At 70.9% G+C, this 20423-nt stretch carries 21 protein-coding genes; 11 read left to right on the plus strand and 10 right to left on the minus strand.

The genetic code is table 11. The features are described from left to right. The first annotated feature begins 47 nt into the window (after window positions 1-47). Complete coding sequence (locus QMC84_RS03720; protein ID WP_300372332.1) at window positions 48-1496, plus strand: alpha-N-arabinofuranosidase; 1449 nt, start codon at window positions 48-50, stop codon at window positions 1494-1496. On the opposite strand, the gene QMC84_RS03725 is transcribed toward QMC84_RS03720, so the two are convergent. Next, window positions 1462-2712, minus strand: a complete 1251-nt coding sequence (locus tag QMC84_RS03725; RefSeq protein WP_300371899.1) for an MFS transporter — start codon at window positions 2710-2712, stop codon at window positions 1462-1464. The genes QMC84_RS03720 and QMC84_RS03725 overlap by 35 nt on opposite strands. Before the next feature lie 86 nt (window positions 2713-2798). Here QMC84_RS03725 and QMC84_RS03730 point away from each other — a divergent pair, with 86 nt between their 5' ends. Together QMC84_RS03730 and glpK are read left to right on the plus strand one after the other, a co-directional pair. Then, complete coding sequence (locus QMC84_RS03730) at window positions 2799-3641, plus strand: DUF1028 domain-containing protein (RefSeq protein ID WP_300371901.1); 843 nt, start codon at window positions 2799-2801, stop codon at window positions 3639-3641. After that, window positions 3638-5119 carry a glycerol kinase GlpK gene (glpK, locus tag QMC84_RS03735; RefSeq protein ID WP_300371903.1) on the plus strand — a complete coding sequence of 494 codons (1482 nt, stop codon included), beginning with the start codon at window positions 3638-3640 and terminating at the stop codon, window positions 5117-5119. The genes QMC84_RS03730 and glpK overlap by 4 nt, the downstream gene beginning before the upstream one ends. Window positions 5120-5123: 4 nt before the next feature. Here the strand turns inward: glpK and QMC84_RS03740 are convergent, their stop codons facing one another. The 3 genes from QMC84_RS03740 to QMC84_RS03750 are packed head-to-tail and all read right to left on the minus strand — an operon-like array spanning window position 5124 to window position 7291. Continuing rightward, on the minus strand, window positions 5124-6017 hold the full coding sequence (locus QMC84_RS03740) for a hypothetical protein (protein ID WP_300371905.1): 894 nt from the start codon (window positions 6015-6017) through the stop codon (window positions 5124-5126). Between the two features lie 24 nt (window positions 6018-6041). Beyond that, complete coding sequence (locus QMC84_RS03745) at window positions 6042-6545, minus strand: flavin reductase family protein (RefSeq protein WP_300371907.1); 504 nt, start codon at window positions 6543-6545, stop codon at window positions 6042-6044. Continuing rightward, entirely contained in the window at window positions 6542-7291 is a 750-nt protein-coding gene (locus QMC84_RS03750) for a lysophospholipid acyltransferase family protein (RefSeq protein ID WP_300371909.1), read from the minus strand. Before QMC84_RS03750 ends, QMC84_RS03745 begins: the two co-directional genes overlap by 4 nt. A gap of 112 nt (window positions 7292-7403) precedes the next feature. On the opposite strand from QMC84_RS03750, the gene QMC84_RS03755 reads away from it, so the two are divergent. The 3 genes from QMC84_RS03755 to QMC84_RS03765 all read left to right on the plus strand — a co-directional run bounded on the left by QMC84_RS03755 (window position 7404) and on the right by QMC84_RS03765 (window position 9974). Beyond that, window positions 7404-8177 carry an alpha/beta fold hydrolase gene (locus QMC84_RS03755; RefSeq protein WP_300371911.1) on the plus strand — a complete coding sequence of 258 codons (774 nt, stop codon included), beginning with the start codon at window positions 7404-7406 and terminating at the stop codon, window positions 8175-8177. Window positions 8178-8198: 21 nt separating this feature from the next. Next, the gene (locus QMC84_RS03760) at window positions 8199-8657 is read left to right on the plus strand and encodes a hypothetical protein (protein WP_300371913.1); all 459 of its coding nucleotides are present in this window, start codon (window positions 8199-8201) and stop codon (window positions 8655-8657) included. A gap of 99 nt (window positions 8658-8756) precedes the next feature. Beyond that, window positions 8757-9974 carry an HNH endonuclease signature motif containing protein gene (locus QMC84_RS03765; protein ID WP_300371914.1) on the plus strand — a complete coding sequence of 406 codons (1218 nt, stop codon included), beginning with the start codon at window positions 8757-8759 and terminating at the stop codon, window positions 9972-9974. Window positions 9975-10246: 272 nt separating this feature from the next. Here QMC84_RS03765 and QMC84_RS03770 read toward each other — a convergent pair whose 3' ends face one another. Both QMC84_RS03770 and QMC84_RS03775 read right to left on the minus strand, forming a co-directional pair. After that, on the minus strand, window positions 10247-11431 hold the full coding sequence (locus tag QMC84_RS03770) for an IS110 family transposase (protein ID WP_300371916.1): 1185 nt from the start codon (window positions 11429-11431) through the stop codon (window positions 10247-10249). A 334-nt stretch (window positions 11432-11765) separates the two neighbouring features. Beyond that, on the minus strand, window positions 11766-12290 hold the full coding sequence (locus tag QMC84_RS03775) for a DUF2269 family protein (RefSeq protein ID WP_300371918.1): 525 nt from the start codon (window positions 12288-12290) through the stop codon (window positions 11766-11768). A gap of 211 nt (window positions 12291-12501) precedes the next feature. Here QMC84_RS03775 and QMC84_RS03780 point away from each other — a divergent pair, with 211 nt between their 5' ends. Together QMC84_RS03780 and QMC84_RS03785 are read left to right on the plus strand one after the other, a co-directional pair. Then, complete coding sequence (locus tag QMC84_RS03780; protein ID WP_300371921.1) at window positions 12502-13074, plus strand: TetR/AcrR family transcriptional regulator; 573 nt, start codon at window positions 12502-12504, stop codon at window positions 13072-13074. 491 nt (window positions 13075-13565) lie between these two features. After that, complete coding sequence (locus QMC84_RS03785) at window positions 13566-14321, plus strand: NERD domain-containing protein (protein WP_300371923.1); 756 nt, start codon at window positions 13566-13568, stop codon at window positions 14319-14321. Window positions 14322-14404: 83 nt separating this feature from the next. Here QMC84_RS03785 and QMC84_RS03790 read toward each other — a convergent pair whose 3' ends face one another. Then, window positions 14405-15025, minus strand: coding sequence for a GIY-YIG nuclease family protein (locus tag QMC84_RS03790; protein ID WP_300371925.1), 621 nt, complete (start codon window positions 15023-15025; stop codon window positions 14405-14407). A 288-nt stretch (window positions 15026-15313) separates the two neighbouring features. On the opposite strand from QMC84_RS03790, the gene QMC84_RS03795 reads away from it, so the two are divergent. From QMC84_RS03795 to QMC84_RS03805, 3 genes are all read left to right on the plus strand, one after another. Next, on the plus strand, window positions 15314-15919 hold the full coding sequence (locus tag QMC84_RS03795; RefSeq protein ID WP_300371927.1) for a hypothetical protein: 606 nt from the start codon (window positions 15314-15316) through the stop codon (window positions 15917-15919). 146 nt (window positions 15920-16065) lie between these two features. Then, window positions 16066-16713, plus strand: a complete 648-nt coding sequence (locus QMC84_RS03800) for an SAM-dependent methyltransferase (RefSeq protein ID WP_300371928.1) — start codon at window positions 16066-16068, stop codon at window positions 16711-16713. Window positions 16714-16792: 79 nt separating this feature from the next. Then, entirely contained in the window at window positions 16793-18037 is a 1245-nt protein-coding gene (locus QMC84_RS03805) for a TIGR00300 family protein (RefSeq protein ID WP_300371930.1), read from the plus strand. Here the strand turns inward: QMC84_RS03805 and QMC84_RS03810 are convergent. From QMC84_RS03810 to QMC84_RS03820, 3 genes are read right to left on the minus strand one after another with little or no spacing between them, the layout of a single operon-like run. Next, entirely contained in the window at window positions 17970-18977 is a 1008-nt protein-coding gene (locus QMC84_RS03810; protein WP_300371932.1) for an ROK family protein, read from the minus strand. The two genes, QMC84_RS03805 and QMC84_RS03810, sit on opposite strands and share 68 nt — an antisense overlap. 13 nt (window positions 18978-18990) lie before the next feature. Next, the gene (locus tag QMC84_RS03815) at window positions 18991-19932 is read right to left on the minus strand and encodes an ROK family glucokinase (protein ID WP_300371934.1); all 942 of its coding nucleotides are present in this window, start codon (window positions 19930-19932) and stop codon (window positions 18991-18993) included. Next, complete coding sequence (locus tag QMC84_RS03820; RefSeq protein ID WP_300371936.1) at window positions 19929-20423, minus strand: hypothetical protein; 495 nt, start codon at window positions 20421-20423, stop codon at window positions 19929-19931. The genes QMC84_RS03815 and QMC84_RS03820 overlap by 4 nt, the downstream gene beginning before the upstream one ends.

A 20423-nucleotide genomic window follows, 5' to 3' on the forward strand; every position in this document is an offset into this window, starting at 1 on the left:
TGCAGGCCGAACGGCACGGTAGAAAAGTCCCCGTGCCATCGAATTCCATGCCCCGGGCCGACGCGGACCCGGTAGCCGCCACCCTCACCCTCGACCCGGCCTTCACCGTCGGGCCCGTCGACAGCCGGCTCTTCGGCTCCTTCGTCGAGCATCTGGGCCGGTGCGTCTACACCGGCATCTTCGAGCCGGGCCATCCCAGCGCCGACGAGCGTGGCTTCCGGTCCGACGTGCTCGACCTGGTCCGCGAGCTCGGCGCCACCGTGGTGCGCTACCCCGGCGGCAACTTCGTCTCGGGCTACCGCTGGGAGGACGGCACCGGGCGGGCCGCCGACCGGCCCCGCCGGCTGGACCTCGCGTGGCACGCGATCGAGTCCAACGCGTTCGGCACGGGCGAGTTCGTCGACTGGTGCCGCGAGGCCGGCGCCGAGCCGATGCTCGCGCTCAACCTGGGGACCCGCGGGATGCAGGAGGCGGTCGACCTCCTGGAGTACTGCAACCACCCGGGCGGCACCCGGCTCTCGGACCTGCGCCGCGAGCACGGCGCGGCCGAGCCGTACGACGTCCGCCTGTGGTGCCTGGGCAACGAGATGGACGGGCCCTGGCAGGTCGGCCACCGCAGCGCCGCCGAGTACGGCGCCCTGGCCGCCCGGACCGCGCGGGCGATGCGGCTCGTCGACCCGCGGGTCGAGCTGGTCGCCTGCGGCAGCTCGCACAGCGGCATGCCGACGTTCGGCAGCTGGGAGGCGACGGTCCTCGAGCAGTGCTACGACACGGTCGACCTGGTCTCCCTGCACAGCTACTACGATCCGACCGGGAAGTCGGTGCCGGAGTTCCTCGCCGGCGCCCTGGACCTGGACCGCTCCATCGACGCGGTGGTGGCGACGGCCGACCACGTCGGCGCGCGGCTCCGGTCGCGCAAGCGGCTGCAGGTCTCGGTCGACGAGTGGAACGTCTGGTACGTCTCGCGCTGGGACCCCGCCGCGGTGGCCGAGTGGCGCGAGGCCGGGCCGCTGCTGGAGGACACCTACGACGACGTCGACGCGACCATGGTCGCCAGCCTGCTGGTCACCCTGCTGCGGCACGCGGACCGGGTCGGCGTCGCCTGCCTGGCCCAGCTGGTGAACGTGATCGCGCCGATCCGCACCGAGCCCGGCGGCCGGGCCTGGCGGCAGACGACCTTCGCCCCGTTCGCGCAGATCGCGGCGGCCGCGCGGGGCTCGGTGCTGCGGGCCGAGCCGCGGGTCGCGACCTACGAGAGCGAGGTCGGCGACGTGCCGCTCGTGGACGCGACGGCGACGTACGACGAGGAGAGCGGCGAGCTCGCGCTGATGCTCGTGAACCGGTCGGTGGACCGGCCGGCCCGGGTGCGCGTGGACGTGCGCGCCTTCGGCGACGCGCTGGCCGGGTCCGCGCCCGACGGGCTGCTGGAGATCGACCTCGACCCGGTCTCCTGGCGGGTGGTCAGGCCGGCAACGGATCCTCGGCCCGGTTCGTGACCGCCTGGGCCGCCTCCGGGAGCACCCGGCCCAGCAGCGGGGTGAGCCCGGCGCCGATCAGGGACATCGCGACCAGCGCCACCCAGATCGGGGACGGACCGCGGTCCAACAGCCAGGCGAAGGTCACCGGCGCCACGGTGCTCGACAGGTTCCAGGCCAGCTGGATCAGCGACAGGTAGCGCCCGCGAAGGTGCTCCGGCGCGGCCTCCGCGGACAACGCACCGAGCACCGGCCCGCCGAGCAGCTCCCCCATCGTGTAGATCCCCGAGCCGAGGACCACCACGGTCGCGGCCAGCCCCACCGAGAGCCGGCTCGCGCCGAGCAGCACCAGGAACGACGACGCGAACACCAGGTTGCTCAGCAGCAGCACCCGCCAGCGCAGCGCGCCGGTCATCGCCCGGACCACCAGACCCTGGCCGAAGCCCACCATCACCGTGTTCAGCGTGAACACCGCGCCGGTGACCCAGCCGGAGAGTCCGAGCACCGTGGTCGCGTAGACGGGCACGGCGAAGTTCAGCACCATCATCGCGGTCGAGTAGGCCAGCTGGGTGACCCACAGCAGCCGGTACGGCCGGTCGCGCAGCACCGTGCCCCACGCACCCTCGACCGCGCGATGCGCGGCAGGCACCGTCGGCGGCACGGCGAGCAGCAGGAGGAACGCGACGACGTACGACACCGCGTTGGCCAGCACCACCGCGGAGTACGCCGTGGTCGTGCCGATCGTGATCGCGAGGCCGGAGGCGAGCCCGCCGACGGCGAAGCCGACGTTGCGCAGCGCCCCGAGGAAGCCGAACCACCTCTCGCGCTCCCCCGGCGCCGAGATCGCGGCGACGATGTTGCCGTAGGAGCCCCAGAAGGCGGTCCGGCCCACGGTCACGACGACGGTCCACAGGGTCAGGCCCGCGAACGAGTCGGTCGCGAGGTAGGCCAGGAAGCCCGCCGTCTGGAGCAGGTTGCCCGCGAGCAGCACCTGCTTGGCGCCGTAGCGGTCGACCAGGCCGCCGAGCAGCGGCCCGGCGGGCAGCGCGACCGCCGAGGCGAGGGAGATCGCCGCTCCCACTTGCACGAGCGACAGGTCGGTCGTGACGAGGAAGTAGAGCATCGAGACCGGCATGAACACCCCGCTGCCGACCGCGTCGATGGCGATCGCGGTGACGAACCTGCGGTGGTGGCCCACGGACGGGAATCCCAGCGCGGCGCCGATGCGGTCGAGCACCCCCACATCCTCCTGCGTCGGGCCGCGTGGTCGGCAACCGGTTATCGCCGGCTCCTCGTGAGCTAGGGGTGATCTAGGGTCGGGCCATGACGTTCTCGATCGTGGCCCGGTCCGCCGACGGCGAGTCCTGGGGCGTGGCCGTGGCCTCCAAGTTCCTCGCCGTCGGGGCCGCCGTCCCGGCCGCCGTCGCCGGGGTCGGCGCGATCGCCACCCAGGCCGACGCCAACGTCGCGTACAAGGGCCTGGCGCTGGCCCACCTCGACGACGGCGCCACCGCGTCGGTCGCCCTCCAGCGGCTGCTGGAGGAGGACGAGGGCCGCGAGCACCGCCAGGTCGGCATCGTCGACGTGGACGGCAACGCGGCCAGCCACACCGGGACCGCGTGCCTCGACTGGGCGGGCAGCCTGACCGGGGCCGGCTACGCCATCCAGGGCAACATCCTCACCGGCTCCGAGGTCGTCGAGGCGGTCGAGGCGGCCTGGCTGGCCTCCCCGCAGGACGCCGCGCTGGCGCACCGGCTGCTCGCGGCACTGGCCGCGGGCGACGAGGCCGGCGGCGACTCGCGGGGCCGCCAGTCGGCAGCGCTCCTGGTGGTGCGGGACGGCGCCGGGTACGGCGGCCTGGACGACATCGCCGTGGACCTCCGGGTGGACGATCACGCAACGCCGATCGCCGAGCTGACCCGGCTGCTCGAGCTCAACGACCTCTACCTCACGGCGTCCACCGAGGAGGAGAGGGTCCCGGTGACCCCCGAGCTCGAGGCGGAGCTCGAGGAGCTGGCCCGGGCGGCCGGGGCCCGCGACCTCGAGGCCTGGGTCGGCACCGAGAACTACGAGATGCGGGTCGCCCCGGACGGGTCCTGGATCGACGTCAGGGTGCTCGAGATCCTGCGTGCGACCCGGGGCGGGTCCGGAGGTGCCTCGGCATGAGCGTCCTCGCGATCGACGCCGGCACCACCGGGGTCACCGCGGTCGTGGTGGAGCACGACGGCTCGATCGCGGCCAAGGGCTACGAGGAGTTCGCCCAGCACTTCCCCCGGCCCGGGTGGGTGGAGCACTCCCCCGAGGAGATCTGGCAGGCGACCCTGCAGGCGGTCCGCGACGTGCTCCAGCGGTACGACGCGTCGCGGCTCGAGGCGGTCGGCATCACCAACCAGCGCGAGACCGTGCTGCTCTGGGACCGCGAGACCCTCGGGTCGCCCCGCCGGGCGATCGTCTGGCAGGACCGCCGTACCGCCGACCTGTGCACGCGACTGCGCGACGCCGGCCACGAGGAGCGGGTCAGCGAGCTCACCGGCCTGCGCCTGGACCCGTACTTCTCGGGCACCAAGCTGATGTGGCTGGCCGAGAACGAGCCACACACCTGGGCGCTGGTGGAGTCCGGCCGCTACGCGATCGGGACCGTCGACTCCTACCTGATCGCGCGGATGACCCGCGGGACGTGGCACGTCACCGACGTCTCGAACGCCAGCCGGACGCTCCTGCTCGACCTCGAGACCGGCGACTGGTCCGACGAGCTGTGCTCGCTGTTCGGCGTACCGCGCGACGCGCTGCCCGAGCTGGTGCCGAACTGGGGCGAGATCGCCACGACCGACCCCAAGACGTTCCTCGACCTCACACTGCCGATCTCCGGCCTCGCCGGCGACCAGCAGTCCGCACTGTTCGGCCAGACCTGCTTCGACGAGGGCGACTCGAAGTGCACCTACGGCACCGGGTCGTTCATCCTCACCAACACCGGCTCCACGATCCAGCGCTCCGGCGCCGGCCTCCTGGCGACGGCCGCCTGGCGCTCGCCCGCCGGCGAGCTCACCTACGCGACCGAGGGCGCGATCTTCGTGACCGGCGCGGCCGTGCAGTGGCTGCGCGACGGGCTCCAGATCGTCGGCTCGGCCGCCGAGACCGAGCCGATCGCGCGCACCGTCCCCGACACCGGCGGGGTGGTGTTCGTGCCGGCCCTCACCGGGCTCGGTGCGCCGCATTGGGACCCGCACGCCCGGGGCCTGATCATCGGCGTCACCCGCGGCACCACCCGCGCGCACCTGGTCCGCGCCGCGCTCGAGGCGATCGCGTTCGAGGTCCGGGACGTGCTCGACACCCTGTCCGGCGCCGGCGCCGGCCTGTCCTCGCTACGGGTCGACGGCGGGGCGTCCGCGAACAACCTGCTCTGCCAGATCCAGGCCGACCAGATCGGCCTGCCGGTCGAGCGGCCGGCGACCGTCGAGACCACCGCCCTGGGTGCCGCGTTCCTGGCCGGTCTCGGAGCGGGGGTGTGGGGATCGACCGACGACCTGCGCGAGACCTGGCGGCTGGACCGCCGCTTCGAGCCCGCCCTCGACCGGCCCACCGCCGACGCCGCCCACGCCCAGTGGACCCGGGCGGTCGAGCGCTCCCGCGGCTGGGCGGACTGAGGGGCTACCGGTCGAGCCTCGCCAGGGCAGCCGCCGCGGCGTCGCACGCCTCGGTGGCATTGCGCAGGGCGGCCGCCGCCTCGTCGCGCGTCTCCTCGGCGTCGGACAGGTCGTCGTCGACCTCCTCGGCCGACGCCTCCAGCTCGGCGATCCGGCCGCGCAGCTCGTCGATCTCCGCCTGGACCTGCAGGCTGCGGGCCGCGAGCTCGTCGTACGCCGCCGCCGCCTCGTCGTGGGCCGCCACCGCCTCGTCGAGCCCGGCCCGGGCGGCAGCCAGGACCTGCTCCGCGGCCGCGACGGCCTTGCGGTCCGCCTCGGGATCGGGCACCACGTGCAGGTCGGGGCGCGGTGGTGGCTCGGCCGCGCGGGCGGGCGCCTCGAAGCCGAGGGCCTCCGGCACCGCGATCGCGCCCGCGAGGTCATCGGGGTCGGCGGGTTCGAGACCCGTGGTGGCGAGCGCGGCCACGAGCATCCCGCTGCGCACCGCCTTCGCGCAGTCGGCGTCCACCATCGCGGCGGTCAGCGTGGCCTCGACCTGGTCGGCGACTGCGTCGGTGACCTTGGTGCCCTCCTCGCGGGCGGTGCGCCGCGCCTGGGTGGTGACCGCTGCGGTCAGCTGCCGGCGCTGCCTGGTCAGCTCGCGCAGCGCGTCGCCGGACATCGACGCCTGGGCCTCGCGCAACGCCGCGCCGACGGAGAGCACCTGCTCGACCTGCTCGCTCTCGCGACGGACCAGCAGGTTGACGACCCACGCGGCCACCGACGGCTTGCGCAGCGCCTTGACCTGCTTGGCCAGGTCGGTGCCCTTGAGCTCCTTGGCCCGGACGTCGCGCGCCGGGGTGAAGTCACGCAACGGCAGGCCGTAGAGCTCGTCGGCGATCTCGAGCAGCTGGGCCATGGGAGGACCTTACGGGCGCGCGCCTCAGGGCCGGACGTAGCGGCCGCGGCGGTGCACCAGCGGCTGGTCGTCGGTGCCGATCGTGACCTGCTCGACCGCGAGCGTGAGCAGTAGCGACCAGCCGACCTCGACGGCCGACTCCGACCGCACCCCCGCCCAGGTCGCGGCGTCGGCGAGCCGCGGCCCCCACGGGGTCTCCTCGAAGGGTGCCGTCCGGAACGGACCGCCGGGGGCGGGCGCGGTCCCGGCGAACGCCTCGGCGAGGTCGCGGTGCGCCCACGAGAGCAGCTGGACGACGGCGCGGCCGGTGCGGCCGACGACGTCGGCGAGGTCGCTGTCGGGATCCACGAGAGCGAGCACCCGGGCCGGCTCGCCGTTCGCGACCATCAGCGAGCTCACCGTCAGGCCCGCCCGGGAGGCGTCGTCACCGGCCGTCACCAGGGTGACCGTGCCACCGAGCCGGCCGCGGAACCGACGGACCGGGTCTGGCTCCGGGTCGAGGAACGGGTGGCCGGTATGGATCGTCAAGACGCGAGCTTGGGCTCGTCCGGCTGGCCGGGCCCGTGGTCGGCGTCGGGGTCGGAGTCCTTCTCGGCCTTCTTCGACTCCTCCTTGGCGCGGGAGGCGTACAGGTCGACGTACTCCTGGCCGGAGAGCCGCATGATCTCGTACATGATCTCGTCGGTGACCGAGCGCAGGATGTAGCGGTCGTTCTCCATGCCGTCGTAGCGGGAGAAGTCCAGCGGCGCGCCGAAGCGCACGACCGGGCGGGTGAACCGGCCGAACTTCTTCCCCGGCGGTGCCACGACGTCGGTGCCGAGGACCGCGACCGGGATCACCGGCACCTTCGACTCCAGCGCCAGCCGCGCGACACCGACCTTGCCGCGGTAGAGCTTGCCGTCGTGCGAGCGGGTGCCCTCGGGGTAGATGCCGAACAGCTCGCCGTCGGCGAGGACCCGCTTCGCGGAGATGATGGCGCCCTCGGCGGCACCGCCGCCCGAGCGGTCGATCGGCACCTGGCCGGAGCCGGCGAAGAACGTCTTCTGCAGCCAGCCCTTGAGGCCCTTGCCGGTGAAGTACTCCGCCTTGGCCACGAACGTCACCCGGCGCGAGAGCGTGAGCGGCATGAACAGCCAGTCGGCGTACGAGAGGTGGTTGCTGGCCAGGATCGCGGGGCCCTCGAGCGGGACGTTCTCGGCGCCGAAGACGCGGGGCCGGAACAGCACGCGCAGCCACGGGCCGAGCGCGATCCACTTCAGGAACCAGTAGAACACCGACGACCTCCCAACCAGCCCGAGACACCCGACGGCCGAAGCCTAGACCGTCGCACGCGACTTCCCCCATAGCCAGGTCGGGCGGAGCCTCGGATGCGGCAGAATCGCCACCATGACCATCCACCCCCTCGCGACCCCGCTCTCCCGCCCGGCCCGGCAGGAGCTCACCGGCGGCCGCCGGGTCGGCGTGCTGCTCAGCCACGGGTTCACCGGCCAGCCCGCGTCGATCACCCCGTGGGGCGAGGCGCTCGCGGAGCGGGGGTACGCCGTCGAGGTGCCGCGCCTGCCCGGGCACGGCACCACCTGGCAGGAGCTGAACACCCTGACCTGGGCGGACTGGTATGCCGAGATCACCCGCGTGTTCGAGAAGCTCCTTGCGGAGAACGACGCGGTCGTGGTGGGTGGGCTGTCGATGGGCGGCGCCCTGGTGCTGCGGCTCGCCGCGGACCGGCCCGACCGGGTCGCGGGCGTCGTCGTGGTCAACCCGGCGCTCGCCACCAAGCGGCTGGACGTGAAGCTGCTGCCCGTGCTCAAGCACCTGGTGCCCTCGTTCCCCGGCATCGCCAACGACATCAAGAGGACCGGCGTGCAGGAGCACGGCTACGACCGCACCCCGCTGAAGGCGATCCACTCGATGATGCGGGCCTGGCCCGGCCTGGTCCGCGACCTGCCCCGCATCACCGCGCCGGTGCTCTACTTCCGCTCCACCGAGGACCACGTCGTCGACGAGGCGACCGAGCCACTGATCCTCTCCGGCATCTCCTCTCGCGACGTCACCGTCACCCGGCTGCCGGACAGCTACCACGTCGCGACCCTGGACAACGACGCCGAGCAGATCTACGCGGACACCGCGGCGTTCGTCGCCCGCGTCACCTCCGGTTCGTAGCACGGGCTTACGCTCGTGGGTGTGCAGCCGGACCGACCCGACCAGCCGGACCGCCCCGACGGCGACGACGAGGAGCGCGTCTGGCGAGCCATCGTCGAGAACTACGGGGAGCGGGCCGAGCTCGACGAGCCGCCGGCACCCGAGCCGCCGCCGTACTCCCCCGCCCCGTTCGGCGGGCGGTTCGGTGACCTGCGCGCCGTCGGGCACGAGGACGAGGACGAGCCGTTCGTAGCTGACGAGGAGGGCTTCGAGCCCCCGGATCCGCCGCCCCTGCCCCGGGTGGCACCGGACCGGCTGGCGGCCTGGATCGGCATCTTCGGCTCCCCCGCGGTGCTGCTGTTCGTGCTGATCTTCTCGCTGTCGATGCCGCGCCTCCTCGGCTACCTCCTGGTCGCCGCGTTCGTCGGCGGGTTCATCTACCTGGTCTTCCGGATGCCGCGCGGTCCGCGCGACCCGTGGGACGACGGAGCCCAGGTCTAGGGAGCCCGGGTCCAGTTTTACTTTCGGATTTGCCGGATCCCTGTGGAACAAGGGTTCTGGGCCTCATCGATGTCGGTGGGCCCTGCTTGGCTGGACCACATGAAGCCAGCCGCGGACACCGCCCGGGACGGTCGCACCGACCAGGTCCTCGGTGCCGCGCGCGCCGTGCGCGCCGACCTGACCGCGCTGGAGGCGCGACGGTTCGAGATCGCCGCCCAGTGGGCGGAGCTCCACCCCGGTGAGGAGGTCGACCAGTCGGTGCCGTGGGAGGAGCGCGAGCTCGAGATCGCCGGCGAGGGCGCCCCCACGGTCGCGGAGTTCTGCATCGCCGAGCTCGCCGCCACCTTGGGTATGTCCACCGACGCCGGCCGCAACCTGGTCGGCGACGCCGTCGAGACCCAGCACCGGCTCCCCCGACTCTGGGCCAGGGTGATGGCCCTCGAGGTGCCGGTCTGGCGGGCCCGCCGGGTGGCCCAGCTCACCGCCTCGCTCTCGGTCGAGGCCGCGGCGTACGTCGACCGGCACCTGGCGGCCGTGATCGACAAGTGCTCCTACGCCCAGATCGAGCGCACCGTGGAGGCCGCCCGGACCAGCTTCGACCCCGAGGCCGAGCTCGCTCGCACCGTCGAGGACCACCTCGAGGTCCGGATCACCCACGCCAAACCCGCCCTGGGGGAAACCCCGGGCACCGCCTGCGTGGACGCGATCCTGACCACCGCCGACGCCCTCGACCTCGAGACCGCGGTCGCCGACATCGCCCACCGGCTCCTCGCCAGCCATCCCGACGCCTCGCTCGACACCCGCCGCGCCCTCGCGCTCGGGATCCTGGCCCGCGGCGAACACCCGGGCGGGAGCAGCCGGGAGGTGGTGATCTACACCCACCACCGCCCCGCCGAGGGTCCCGGGATCATCGGCGTGGACAACACCCGCGCCTGGGTCACCCTCGACCAGCTCTCCGAGTGGTGCACCACCGCCGGCACCAAGGTCACCATCAAACCGGTCCTCGACCTGGCCGACGAGCTGTTCACCGACCACTACGAGCCCACCCCGGCCCAGCACGAGCAAGCCATCCTGACTCACCCCACCTGCGTGTTCCCCGCCTGCAGCCGGCCATCCCGCGGCTGCGACCTCGACCACATCATCCCCTGGCCCCTAGGCCCGACGGCGACCTGGAACCTCGCCCCGCTGTGTCGATTCCACCACCGGCTCAAGACCACCGGCGGCTGGACCTACCAGCGCCAGTCCCCGACGTCGTTCGAGTGGACCAGCCCCCACCACCGGACCTACCTCGTCACGTCCAGCCGACATATCCACTGACCCCACCCCGCCGACCACACGCCGGCGGGGCCCTCTTCATGCCGCGGCGTGGCCAGAGGCTCCGATCCCGCGATCGGTCTGACGAAGGGCCTTGCCCGACGTCGAAGCGCCCGCCGCAGCACGAGCAGGCATAGCCACTATCCGAGCTTGGCCTTGCCGCCCAATGGTCGGTCCCTACCTACGGCCACACGTCGGGCAGGCGGGCCTACTGCATTGACCGACGTCAGGATGACCGGCGTCGGTCAATGGATCATTCCGGCTCCCCTCTGTCGTCAACCCGCGTTCTTGAGGTCTGAGTTGTCGGCGCTCTGTCGCATCGATGGCTGGGCGGCGTAGCGTCGTGGGTGCGGGTCCGGGAGTGGCTGATCCGAAGTGTCGATGTGCGGGGGGAGGTCGACCGCGCTGGATTCTTGAGACGCCCCGCAGTGCCCTCCCGGGCCCGTTCCGGTCGCGATGGCATCGGCAACGAGCTGCTTGTAGATCACGTCGGAGATCCGTCGCTTGAGACAGCGCAGCGCCTCCTGGGGCTTCTTGCCCGCCGCTCGCTTGCGGCGGTAGTACGCACGGCCTTCGGTGTCGAGCCGCAGCTGAGTGACCGCGGCGATATGGATCATGTGGTTGACCCGGCGGTTGCCGGCCCGCGAAAGCCGATGCCGGTTCTGCTCACCGGAGGAGGCATCCAGCGGCGCAGTGCCGGCCCAGGACGCGAACCGGTTGCGGTCAGCGAACCTGGCGACGTCCCCAACGTCGGCCAGGATCCGCGCCGCGACCACGGGTCCGATGCCGTGGATGTCCATCAGACGCGACTCGCGGGCGTGGACCATCGCCTTGAGCTCGGCGGAGGCCTTCTTCATCTTGACCTCGATCGCGATGAGATCGACAAGCTCCTCGGCCGCGATGCGGCGCCGGGTCTTGCCGGCGATGTCGCGGGGTCGGACGCCGGCGAGCATGACCTTCGCCTGGCCCGAGGTGAGGTCCTTCTTCGCATGCCCCGGCAGGAGTTCCGCCAACAGTGCTTGCAGGCGGCACACGATCTGGACCCGTCGCCGAGTCAGAGCTTCGCGACGGTCGGTGAGCATCCGCATGGCCTCGAGTTCACCGTCTACGTGCAGCACACGGAGGGTCCGGGTTCGGACGCCGACGACGCCGACGGAGTGCGCGTCGAGGGCGTCGGTTTTGCGGTTGTGACCGGTGTCGAAGAGGCGAACGCGAGCGGCGAGCTTGGCTGGGACGTCCACGACGCTCTCGCCGGCCTCGAGGAGTCGTTGGGCCAGCGGACGTCCAGCACCGTTGGCTCCTTCGACGGCCCAGACCCGGTCCGGCCAGGCGCTCGCGTAGGCGCGCATGGCCTTGTAGCCGGCCTGATCGGTGGTGAACCGACCGGTGCCGAGCTTCTTCTCCCGTTGATCGAGGACCTCGATCGTGGCTGACAGCTTGTGGGGATCGACGCCGATCACGACCCGTCCGATTGCCTTGCTCATGTCGTTCTCCCGCCTGTTCGCTTCCAGATGGACGGCGAGGTGGGCATTGCTACTACGAGCTGGGCAGTCCCCTCTTGAGCCACGCCTCGTCAGCAGTGCTCAGCGGGCCGCAAACCGGAAGAGGGCCACACCGACGGTCGGCCAGTGGGCAGCCCAAAAGAGAGCGAACCCGCCGAGCACCTGAGACCGAGTCTGGCCAGACGCCGGTCCTGCCGGGAGTCTCTAGTAGCCCAGAATGACCCGGCACCTGTCGACTTACGTGACGACCGGATCTGCCGATCAGAGGAAGGTGGCATGTCTGGATAGCGGTTCAGGGCACGCAGCGACTGATGCCTTCGGCGCGGCGTTGCTGCTGAAGCCGCCAGCCACGGCGCGTCAGCCCGCGCGGCCTGTAGATATTCAGGACGAGGATGAACAACAGCAGGACAAGGCCGAGCGTCGGATGGGGCAGGTCACCACCCATGAGCTGCAATTCCGTCGGGCTTGCTGTGCGAGCCATTTCGGCCATCGCGGAGACGTCTCGCATGTGGAGCACGAGAACAACACTGCACAGCGACGTCAGGACCAATGCGGTGACAACCCAGTAGTGCTGCAGGAGACCCCACCGCGTTGCGAACGCCAAAGCGACTCCCGTCAGCAACGTCATGAGAGCCTGCGGCACAAGGATCCACCAGCCGAGGATCTCCAACGACAACCACACGCCACGGATCCTCGCGGGGTCAGCAGAGGTTTGCGCGGCAACGCTCAATGCGATGTACCCCAGTACCCCTCCCACCCAGCCGATCGAGGCGACCAGGTGGACGGCGAGCAACGCTTTGCGCAAGCGCGGGCTCACGGACTGTGCATCCCCGGACCATGAGGTCCGCCGACGCCGAAGGCCGCCAACACCAAGAACCCCACGACGATTACGCCAGCAACCACCAGCGAAACCTTCAACCAACCCGGCAATCCGGGCGGCGCTTCGACAGACATGGAACCCCTCAGAGTTTGATAGACAGTGTGTCTCGACCGTATACAGCATGTTGAATCATGTCTAGGATGGCCGGGTGCCCAAGTTGTGGAAGGACACCGTCGACACCCACCGCCAGGCAGTACGCGAAGCGATCCTGCACGCAGTCCAAACCCAGCTTCACGCGCACGGGCTGGCGCGGATCACCATGGCGGGGATCGCTCAACAGGCCGGCATCGGCCGTGCAACGCTGTACAAGTACTTCCCGGACGTCCAGTCGATCCTCGACGCCGCGCACGAGCAGCACATCAGTGAGCACGTAGCCACCCTGCGCTCCCTCGCGGTCTCCGACGCCACCGCCAGAGAACGGCTCGAATCGGTCCTCGCGCTCTACCTGCGCATCTGCACCGAACGCCTCCGACACGGGGATGCCGATGTCGTGTCGCTGCTGCACCGCCCGGACGTCGTGAGCCGCGCCGACGAGCAACTCCTCGCGCTCTTCACGGGTCTGCTCACCGAAGCAGTGGACGCCGGGATCGTCCGCGACGACACCCCACCGCAGGACCTAGCGAGATTCTGCCTCCAGTCCCTTGCCGCCGGCGACCCACAGCACCAACCCGAAGAATCGCCACTCCTACGACTCACCCTCGCCGGCCTATCGCACAATTAGCCTCTGACTCCCGATCGTTCGCCGACCCCCTTGGGACACCACTCGCGCGTTCAACCGAGGCCGCCTCATGCCGCCGATGGCGGCGCTGCGGCCATCCGGACAGCCGCGATCCGCGCGACCACTGCGCGTCGTCCCGCCGCTTTCGTCGTTAGGGTCCGCGCCCAATAGGAACATTGGACACTCGTCCGGTGGACCTACTGCGGGAGTTGTTGGATCAGCGGCGGGCGCGAGCGCTGGCGAGTGATGCTCGCGCGGGTTCATGGGCTCGCGGAAAGGCCCGCGTCACACAGCGCCAGTACTTACGCGACCATTGGCGCCTGCACGTGGGGCTCCTGATCGGATTACTCATCGTGACGCTGGTCGTAGCCGCGCTCATGCCGACCGCGTTCCTTCGAGGACTGGCAGTGGGGGCACTCCTGGTCGCAGGCCCTGCGACCTTGTGGTCCTGGACATTGCAAGTCACGGGGACCGCCCCCGTGATGATGGGCGACATGGCCGAGCAGTGGACTGCCGGCGAACTCCGCAAGCTGCGCAGCCGAGGATGGCGGATAGTGAACCACTTCCTGCTCGGCAGGGAGGACATCGACCATGTCCTGGTGGGTCCGGGCGGAGCCTACGCGATCGAGACGAAGTGGAGTGCCACATCGTGGCGCTCCGACTTCGGGCAGGCACGACTCCGTGAAGCGGTCGCTCAGGCGAAGGCCAACGCCAGGATTCTGCGACTTTGGCACCCCGTGAAGTCCCGGCACGTACATGTTGAGCCGATGGTGGTTCTTTGGGGCGGTGGTGTCAGGGACTGGTCCGACGGTGAGCGCATCAGCCAACTGGACGGCGTAACCGTTCTCACGGGGCATGCGCTTCCGACCTGGGCCGCTGTCCGACGTGTCCCCGCGCTCAACGAGGAACAGATCAGTGAGGTGTGGAGAGCGCTCGACGCTCAGGTAGCACGGCGCGATCCCCTCGACGAACTCGCCCATCCAGTGCCAGCCTCGCTCGAGTTGATCGCAGCACGGATCGGTCTCGCGTTCTTATTCGGGGTCATCGGCTTGCTGTTCATTGGTGAGTTGGTCCGGCGCACCGATCTCTGGTGGCTGGCACTTTCAGTCGGTGCCGCCTCTGCCGCGCCAGCTGTGCTGCTCATCCGCCGCTCAGTCGCACGTCCGGCCGCCTGGGGCTGGCTGATTGGTGTGGGCCTTCCCGTCGTCGCATTGTCTGTTGCCGAAACGATCTACCGACTCGCCGTGTAACTCGGCCGAACCCGGATTCGTCTTGCCGCCGCGAGTCGGGCCAAGGCTTACTCCTGACGAAGGCCCTGCGCCGAACAACGCCGTCAATCGACGGGGTTGTCCAGCGCCCACCGCCTTGCGTCATCGGCCATGGCCTTCCGTGCCGAGCTGAGGTCTCGGCGCGACGCTCGGGGCAGGTACTCGATGTTGAGTGGAGGATCTAGGAGCAGTACGACGGCCCGCTCGATTCGCTTGAGCTCCGTCGTCCGCTCCCATGGCCACACCGCCAACGAAAGCCGCTCCCACATCCACTTGGTCAATCGCGCATCGCCATCCGCCATCAGACCGTAGTTCGCGAAGTGTCCGGGCAACTCGAGGTTTCGCGGAGCCCCCCGAAGTTCGAGCGAATCGCGGAGGAGGGCCGCAAACGATCGGCGAACAGTGGACTGACCAGTCCTGCCCGAGGCGAAGTGCGTTCTCAGGTCTCGCGAGACGAAGCTGTCTTCTGCCTTGCCGACGTACAGCGGACGAGAACGCATGTCGTCAGATGAGAGCCCGAGGTCTTTCCATGCGTCGTCAGTTCCGAAGACGGCGTAGAGGCCAGGCACCGGCTTCAACTGCTCGGCTAAGTCGGCGATCGGAACCCGATTGGTCTCCACAAGGAACCGCATTGCTTCGTGGACGATCGCTGCGAGTACGGGCTCGGCCTCGTCTTCTTGTGCCACGGCGTCATGTTCGGCAGCGCAGCGGCGCTGCGTCAATCCGCCGCAGTCGGGCGCCGGCGTTCATGGACGTGTGACAGCGCGTCATCTTCGGTTGCGGACTCGACTTCGCACTGCGCACGTAGGGACTCAGACAGGCCAGGCAGGCCATCGGGCCCAGCCAGGTCACGTCGGTCCTCGGCGACGGGATCTGTCGCGACTCGTGAGGGTCTCGGCCACCTGATTTGGGCGGTGTGCCAACCAGGTGTGCGTGGTCGGCGTGTAACAGGTGTACGGCAAAGGAGGGACACCATGCAGACTCGCCAGCGAGGCAACCGCATGATCCGCCCGCTCGCTTTCGCTCTTGCGGTGAGTCTCGCGCCAGCTGCGGCAGTCATGGCAGCGCCGGTTGCAGCAGTCACGGCAGCGCCAACGACGGCAGCATCTGTCTGTCAGGCGCAATGGGGGTCGCTCCTGAAGCAGCGGGCCCCCCATACCGGCAAGCAGATCACCAACATCCGGTCCGGTCGGCATCACTGCTTCGACAGGCTGGTGGTCGACATCAACGCAAAGGGCAAGGGCAGGCCTGGCTACCAGGTCAAGTACGTCAAGAGGGTCACGAAGGACGGGTCCGGCGCCAGAGTGCCGCTGCGAGGTGGCGCCAAGCTGCGCATCATCGTCAAGGCACCGGCCTACGATGCCAACGGCAGGCTCACGTACAAGCCCGCAACCTGGTCCGAACTCGTCGATGTCGCCGGCTACCGAACTTTCCGCCAGGTCGCCTGGGCAGGGACCTTCGAGGGGCAGACCACGATCGGGCTCGGCGTGAGGGCAAGGCTACCGATGCACGCGTTCGTCCTGGACAACCCCGGCGGTGGCCACAGGGTCGTCGTGGATGTCGCGCACCGCTGGTACTGACCAGCGCCGGCGACTTCCGCTGACGCGCCGCATTCCGTGCGCCACGCAGCGTCATACCGCGTGTCGGCCCCTGCCAACGCCCGACTCCTGTCAACGGCGTACTGCGTTCCATTCGTCGGGACGCACTGTCGGCCTTGCATGGTGAGATGGTTGTCATGCACTCGACGACTGACTGGGAGTCGTGGCATACGGACTACGACGATCCCTCGTCGCTGCTCTCCGAGCGTCTGCGACTGGTTCAGCGATACATCGCGGACTGGTTGGACGTGAGTGCACCGAGACCAGTCACCGTCTTGAGCTTGTGCGCCGGGGATGGTCGCGACCTGCTCGAAGTGCTGGAAGACAGGACCGATGCCGGTCGGGTCACGGCCACGCTCATCGAAGCCGACGTCCGGAACGCCGCGCGAGCGACAGAGCACGTCGTTCGCCTGAACCTCTCGAGCATCGAGGTCCGGTGCACCGATGCGGGGACCAGCAACGCCTACCACCGAGCCGTCCCCGCGGATCTGGTGCTGCTCTGTGGGATCTTCGGCAACATCGCCGACGACGACGTGCAGCGCACCATTGCCGCAACTCCCCAACTGTGCAACGAGAACGCAGTGGTGATCTGGACGCGGCATCGTCGGGACCCTGACCTGACCCCGCATATCCGCGAATGGTTCCGTGGGCACGGCCTCGAGGAAGAGCACTTCGACGCGCCCGACCACGCGGCCTACTCGGTCGGTGTGCACCGCTTCGTGGGTGAGCCCAAGCCCCTGGACGCTGATCAGCGCCTGTTGACCTTCATCAAGTAGCCGCGTGGGTGCTACCCGCTGACGCAACGGTGTCCTGACCTCCGCAGCAATCGGCCCGGCCTTCGTTAGGGTGCAGCCCGTGAGCGCCCACGAGTCCGTCGAGATCACCGGCCACCTGATGGATCACGGGATCCTGTCCCGCGTGCTCGACGACATCCGCGAGTACGGCGGCGACTACGCGATCGAGCGGTTCGACGTCGGTCGGGAGACCGACGACCCGTCGCACGCGGTCATCACCGTCACCACCGAGGACGGCGAGACGCTGGAGCGGCTGCTGATGCGGCTGCAGACCCGCGGGGTGAACCAGGTCGACCCGGGCGAGGCGAGCGTCACGGAGGCCGACCGGGACGGCGTGTTCCCCGACCACTTCTACTCGACGACGAACCTGGAGACCCAGGTTCGCCTCGAGGGCGCGTGGCTGCGGGTCGAGAACCCGGAGATGGACTGCGGCCTGATCATCGAGCGCGGCGCCGACGGCCGGCCGGCCGGCGTCTACACGCTGCCGATGTCCGACGTGCGTCGCGGGATGCTCGTCGTCACCGGCGCGTCCGGGGTACGGGTCGCCGTACCCACACCCGACCGCACCGGCGCGGCGTTCGGGTTCATGGAGTCCGAGGTGTCCTCGGAGAAGCCGCAAGCGGTGCTGGTCCGGCAGGTCGCCGACGGCATGCGGGAGGCCAAGGCCGCCGGCCGGCGAGTGCTGTGGGTCGGCGGCCCCGGCGTCGTGCACACGGGCGCGGCACCGGCGATGGTCGCGCTCGTGCACGCCGGGTACGTCGACGTGCTGTTCGCCGGCAACGCGCTGGCCACCCACGACATCGAGGCCGCGCTCTACGGCACCAGCCTCGGCGTCGACCTGGCCATGGGCCGCGGGGTCGAGCACGGGCACGAGCACCACATCCGCGCGCTGAACACGATCCGCAAGGAGGGCTCGATCAAGGCCGCGGTGGAGAGTGGCGTGCTGACCGGCGGCATCATGCACGCGATGGTCACCCACGAGAAGACGTTCGTGCTGGTCGGCTCGGTGCGCGACGACGGGCCGCTGCCCGACGTCTACACCGACGTGCTCGACGGCCAGCGGGCGATGCGGGCCAACCTCAAGGACGTCGGGTTCTGCCTGATGGTCGCGACCATGCTGCACTCGGTCGCCACCGGCAACATCCTCCCGGCCTCGGTGCCGCTGGTCTGCGTCGACATCAACCCGGCGACCGTGACCAAGCTGGCCGACCGCGGCTCCTCGCAGGCGCGCGGCATCGTCACCGACGTCGGGCTGTTCCTCGAGCAGCTTGCCGTCGAGCTCGTGCCCGAGTACCGGCGCTCCTGAACGTCTGCCGGGCCAGCTCGGCGGCACCGATCGCGCCCGCCTCCGGGCCGAGCGCGGCGCGGACCACGGGCGGAACGGTGCGGTGCGCCGCGCCGACCAGCGACTCGCGCATCGCGACCCGGGCGGGCTCGAGCAGCAGGTCGCCGGCCGCGGACAGGCCGCCACCCACGACCACGATCTCGGGGTCGAACGCCGCGACCAGGTTCGCGACCCCGATCCCCAGCCACGCGCCGACGTCGTCGAACGCCTCGAGGGCGACGGCGTCCCCGGCCTCGGCCGCCTCGGTCACCATCGGCCCGGTGAGCCGGTCGGGATCGCCCCCGCAGGCCGCCTCGAGCGAGGTGGGCCGGGTGCCGACCAGGGCCCGCGCGTGCCGCAGCAGGGCGTTGCCGCTGGAGTACTGCTCCCAGCAGCCGGTGCCGCCGCACTCGCAGGCGTGGCCCCCGGGCACCACCTGCATGTGGCCGAACTCGCCCGCCATGCCGTTGTGGCCACGGTGGACCGCCCCGTCCAGCACGACCGCGCCACCGATGCCGGTGCCCATGGTCACCACGATCGCGTCGGCGGCGTTCCCGACGGCGCCGTAGGTCAGCTCGGCGCGGGCCGCGCAGTTGGCGTCGTTGTCGAGCACCACCGGCGCGCTCCAGCGCTCCGCGAGGCGCGCCCGGACGCCCTCGTCGCGCCAGGGCAGGTGCGGCGCGAACCGGACCCGCTCCCCCTGGGCGTCGACGAACCCGGCCGCCGCGATCCCGATCGCACCGATCCGGCGCAGGCCCGCGATCTCCTGGACCGCCTCGGTCAGCGCGTCCTCGACCAGGCGCGCCTCGACCCGCCGGCCCGGCGTCGTACGCCGCGCGGTGCGCAGCACGCGGCCCGAGCGGGAGACGGCGGTGGCCAGCACCTTCGTCCCGCCGATGTCGACCCCGATGAAGAGTGGCACCGCGCCCGCCCCTCTAGCGGCGGGACAGGTCGGCCGCGCCGATCAGCCCGGCGCGGTTGCCGAGCCGGGCCCTGCGGATCTCGGGGATCGGCCGGAAGCCGCGGCCGACGAGCTGCCCGGAGAAGGCGAGCCGGGTCGGCTCCAGCAGCAGCTCGTCGGCCTCGCTGACACCGCCGCCGACCACGACCACGCCCGGGTCGAGGATCTCGGTCAGCGACGCGATGCCCTCCCCCAGCCACCGACCGAGCTCGGCGAGCTGCTGGCGGGCGCCCTCGTCGCCGTCGCGCGCCGCCTCGGTGATCAGCGGGCCGGTGATCTTGGAGATGTCGCCGCCGGCACGCTCGAACATGCCGTGGGCGATCATCGCGCCCGACATCGCCTGGGCCCGCGCCTCGCGGACCAGCGCCGAGCCGCTCGCGTACTGCTCGAAGCAGCCGTGCTTGCCGCAGCCGCACCGGATGCCGTTGGGCACCACCCGCATGTGGCCGATCTCCGCACCGACGCCGTTGGCGCCCCGGTAGACCTCGCCGTCGAGCACCAGCCCGCCACCGACCCCGGTGCCGACGGTCACCAGCAGCAGGTCGTCGGCGTCGTGGCCCGCCCCGTAGGTGAACTCGCCCCAGGCGGCGGCGTTCGCGTCGTTCTCGATGACGACGGGCAGGTCGATCCGCTTCTCGAGCTCGCCCTTGAGGTCCTCGTTGCGCCAGGCGACGTTGGGTGCGAACAGGACCACCGCGCGGGCCTTGTCGACGTACCCCGCCGCGCCCACGCCGACCGTCGCGATCGGGTGCCGGGAGCGCAGCTCGACGACCAGGCCGGCGATCGCCTCCTCGATGGCCTCCGCGTCCGACGCGGGCGACTCCACGCGCAGCTCCTCGAGGATCGTGCCCGACTCGTCGACCACACCTCCGGCGATCTTCGTCCCTCCGACGTCGATGCCACACGCCAGGCTCATCTGTCTCCATCCTCAGGTCCGACCGGGTGCTCCGGCTGGTCCGGCTCGTCCGGGTCCTCCGGCCAGGCGCCGGGGTCGTCATCGAGGTCGATCCGCTCGACGCCCCCGCGGGCGGACCGGTCGTCGGGCACCGCCGTAGCGAGCATGCCCGCGGCGGCCTGCAGCAGCGCGGTCGCGGCGGTGGTCAGCTGGGCCCGCACCTCCGGCGTCGTCTGGCGCAGCACGTGCACCGTGCGGCAGATCGGGCAGTAGGTGCACTCGGGGCCACCGGTGGCGAGGTGGTCGTCGACCTCGTGGGCCGCTCGGGCCGCATGGCCGGCGAGCCCGGCGACACCCTCGCCGATCCCGGTGCCCTGGTCGCGCGCCCAGTCCGAGAGCGCGCCGAGCAGCTTGGCCGCCTCCTCCGCGACGCTGCCGACCTCGGGGTCCGCCCCCGGGCCGACCCCGGCGTCGGGTCCCTCGTGCGAGGGGCCCTCTCCGTCCTGGCTCAC

It is taken from the genome of Nocardioides sp. (assembly GCF_030019515.1).
Taxonomy (GTDB): Bacteria; Actinomycetota; Actinomycetes; order Propionibacteriales; family Nocardioidaceae; genus Nocardioides.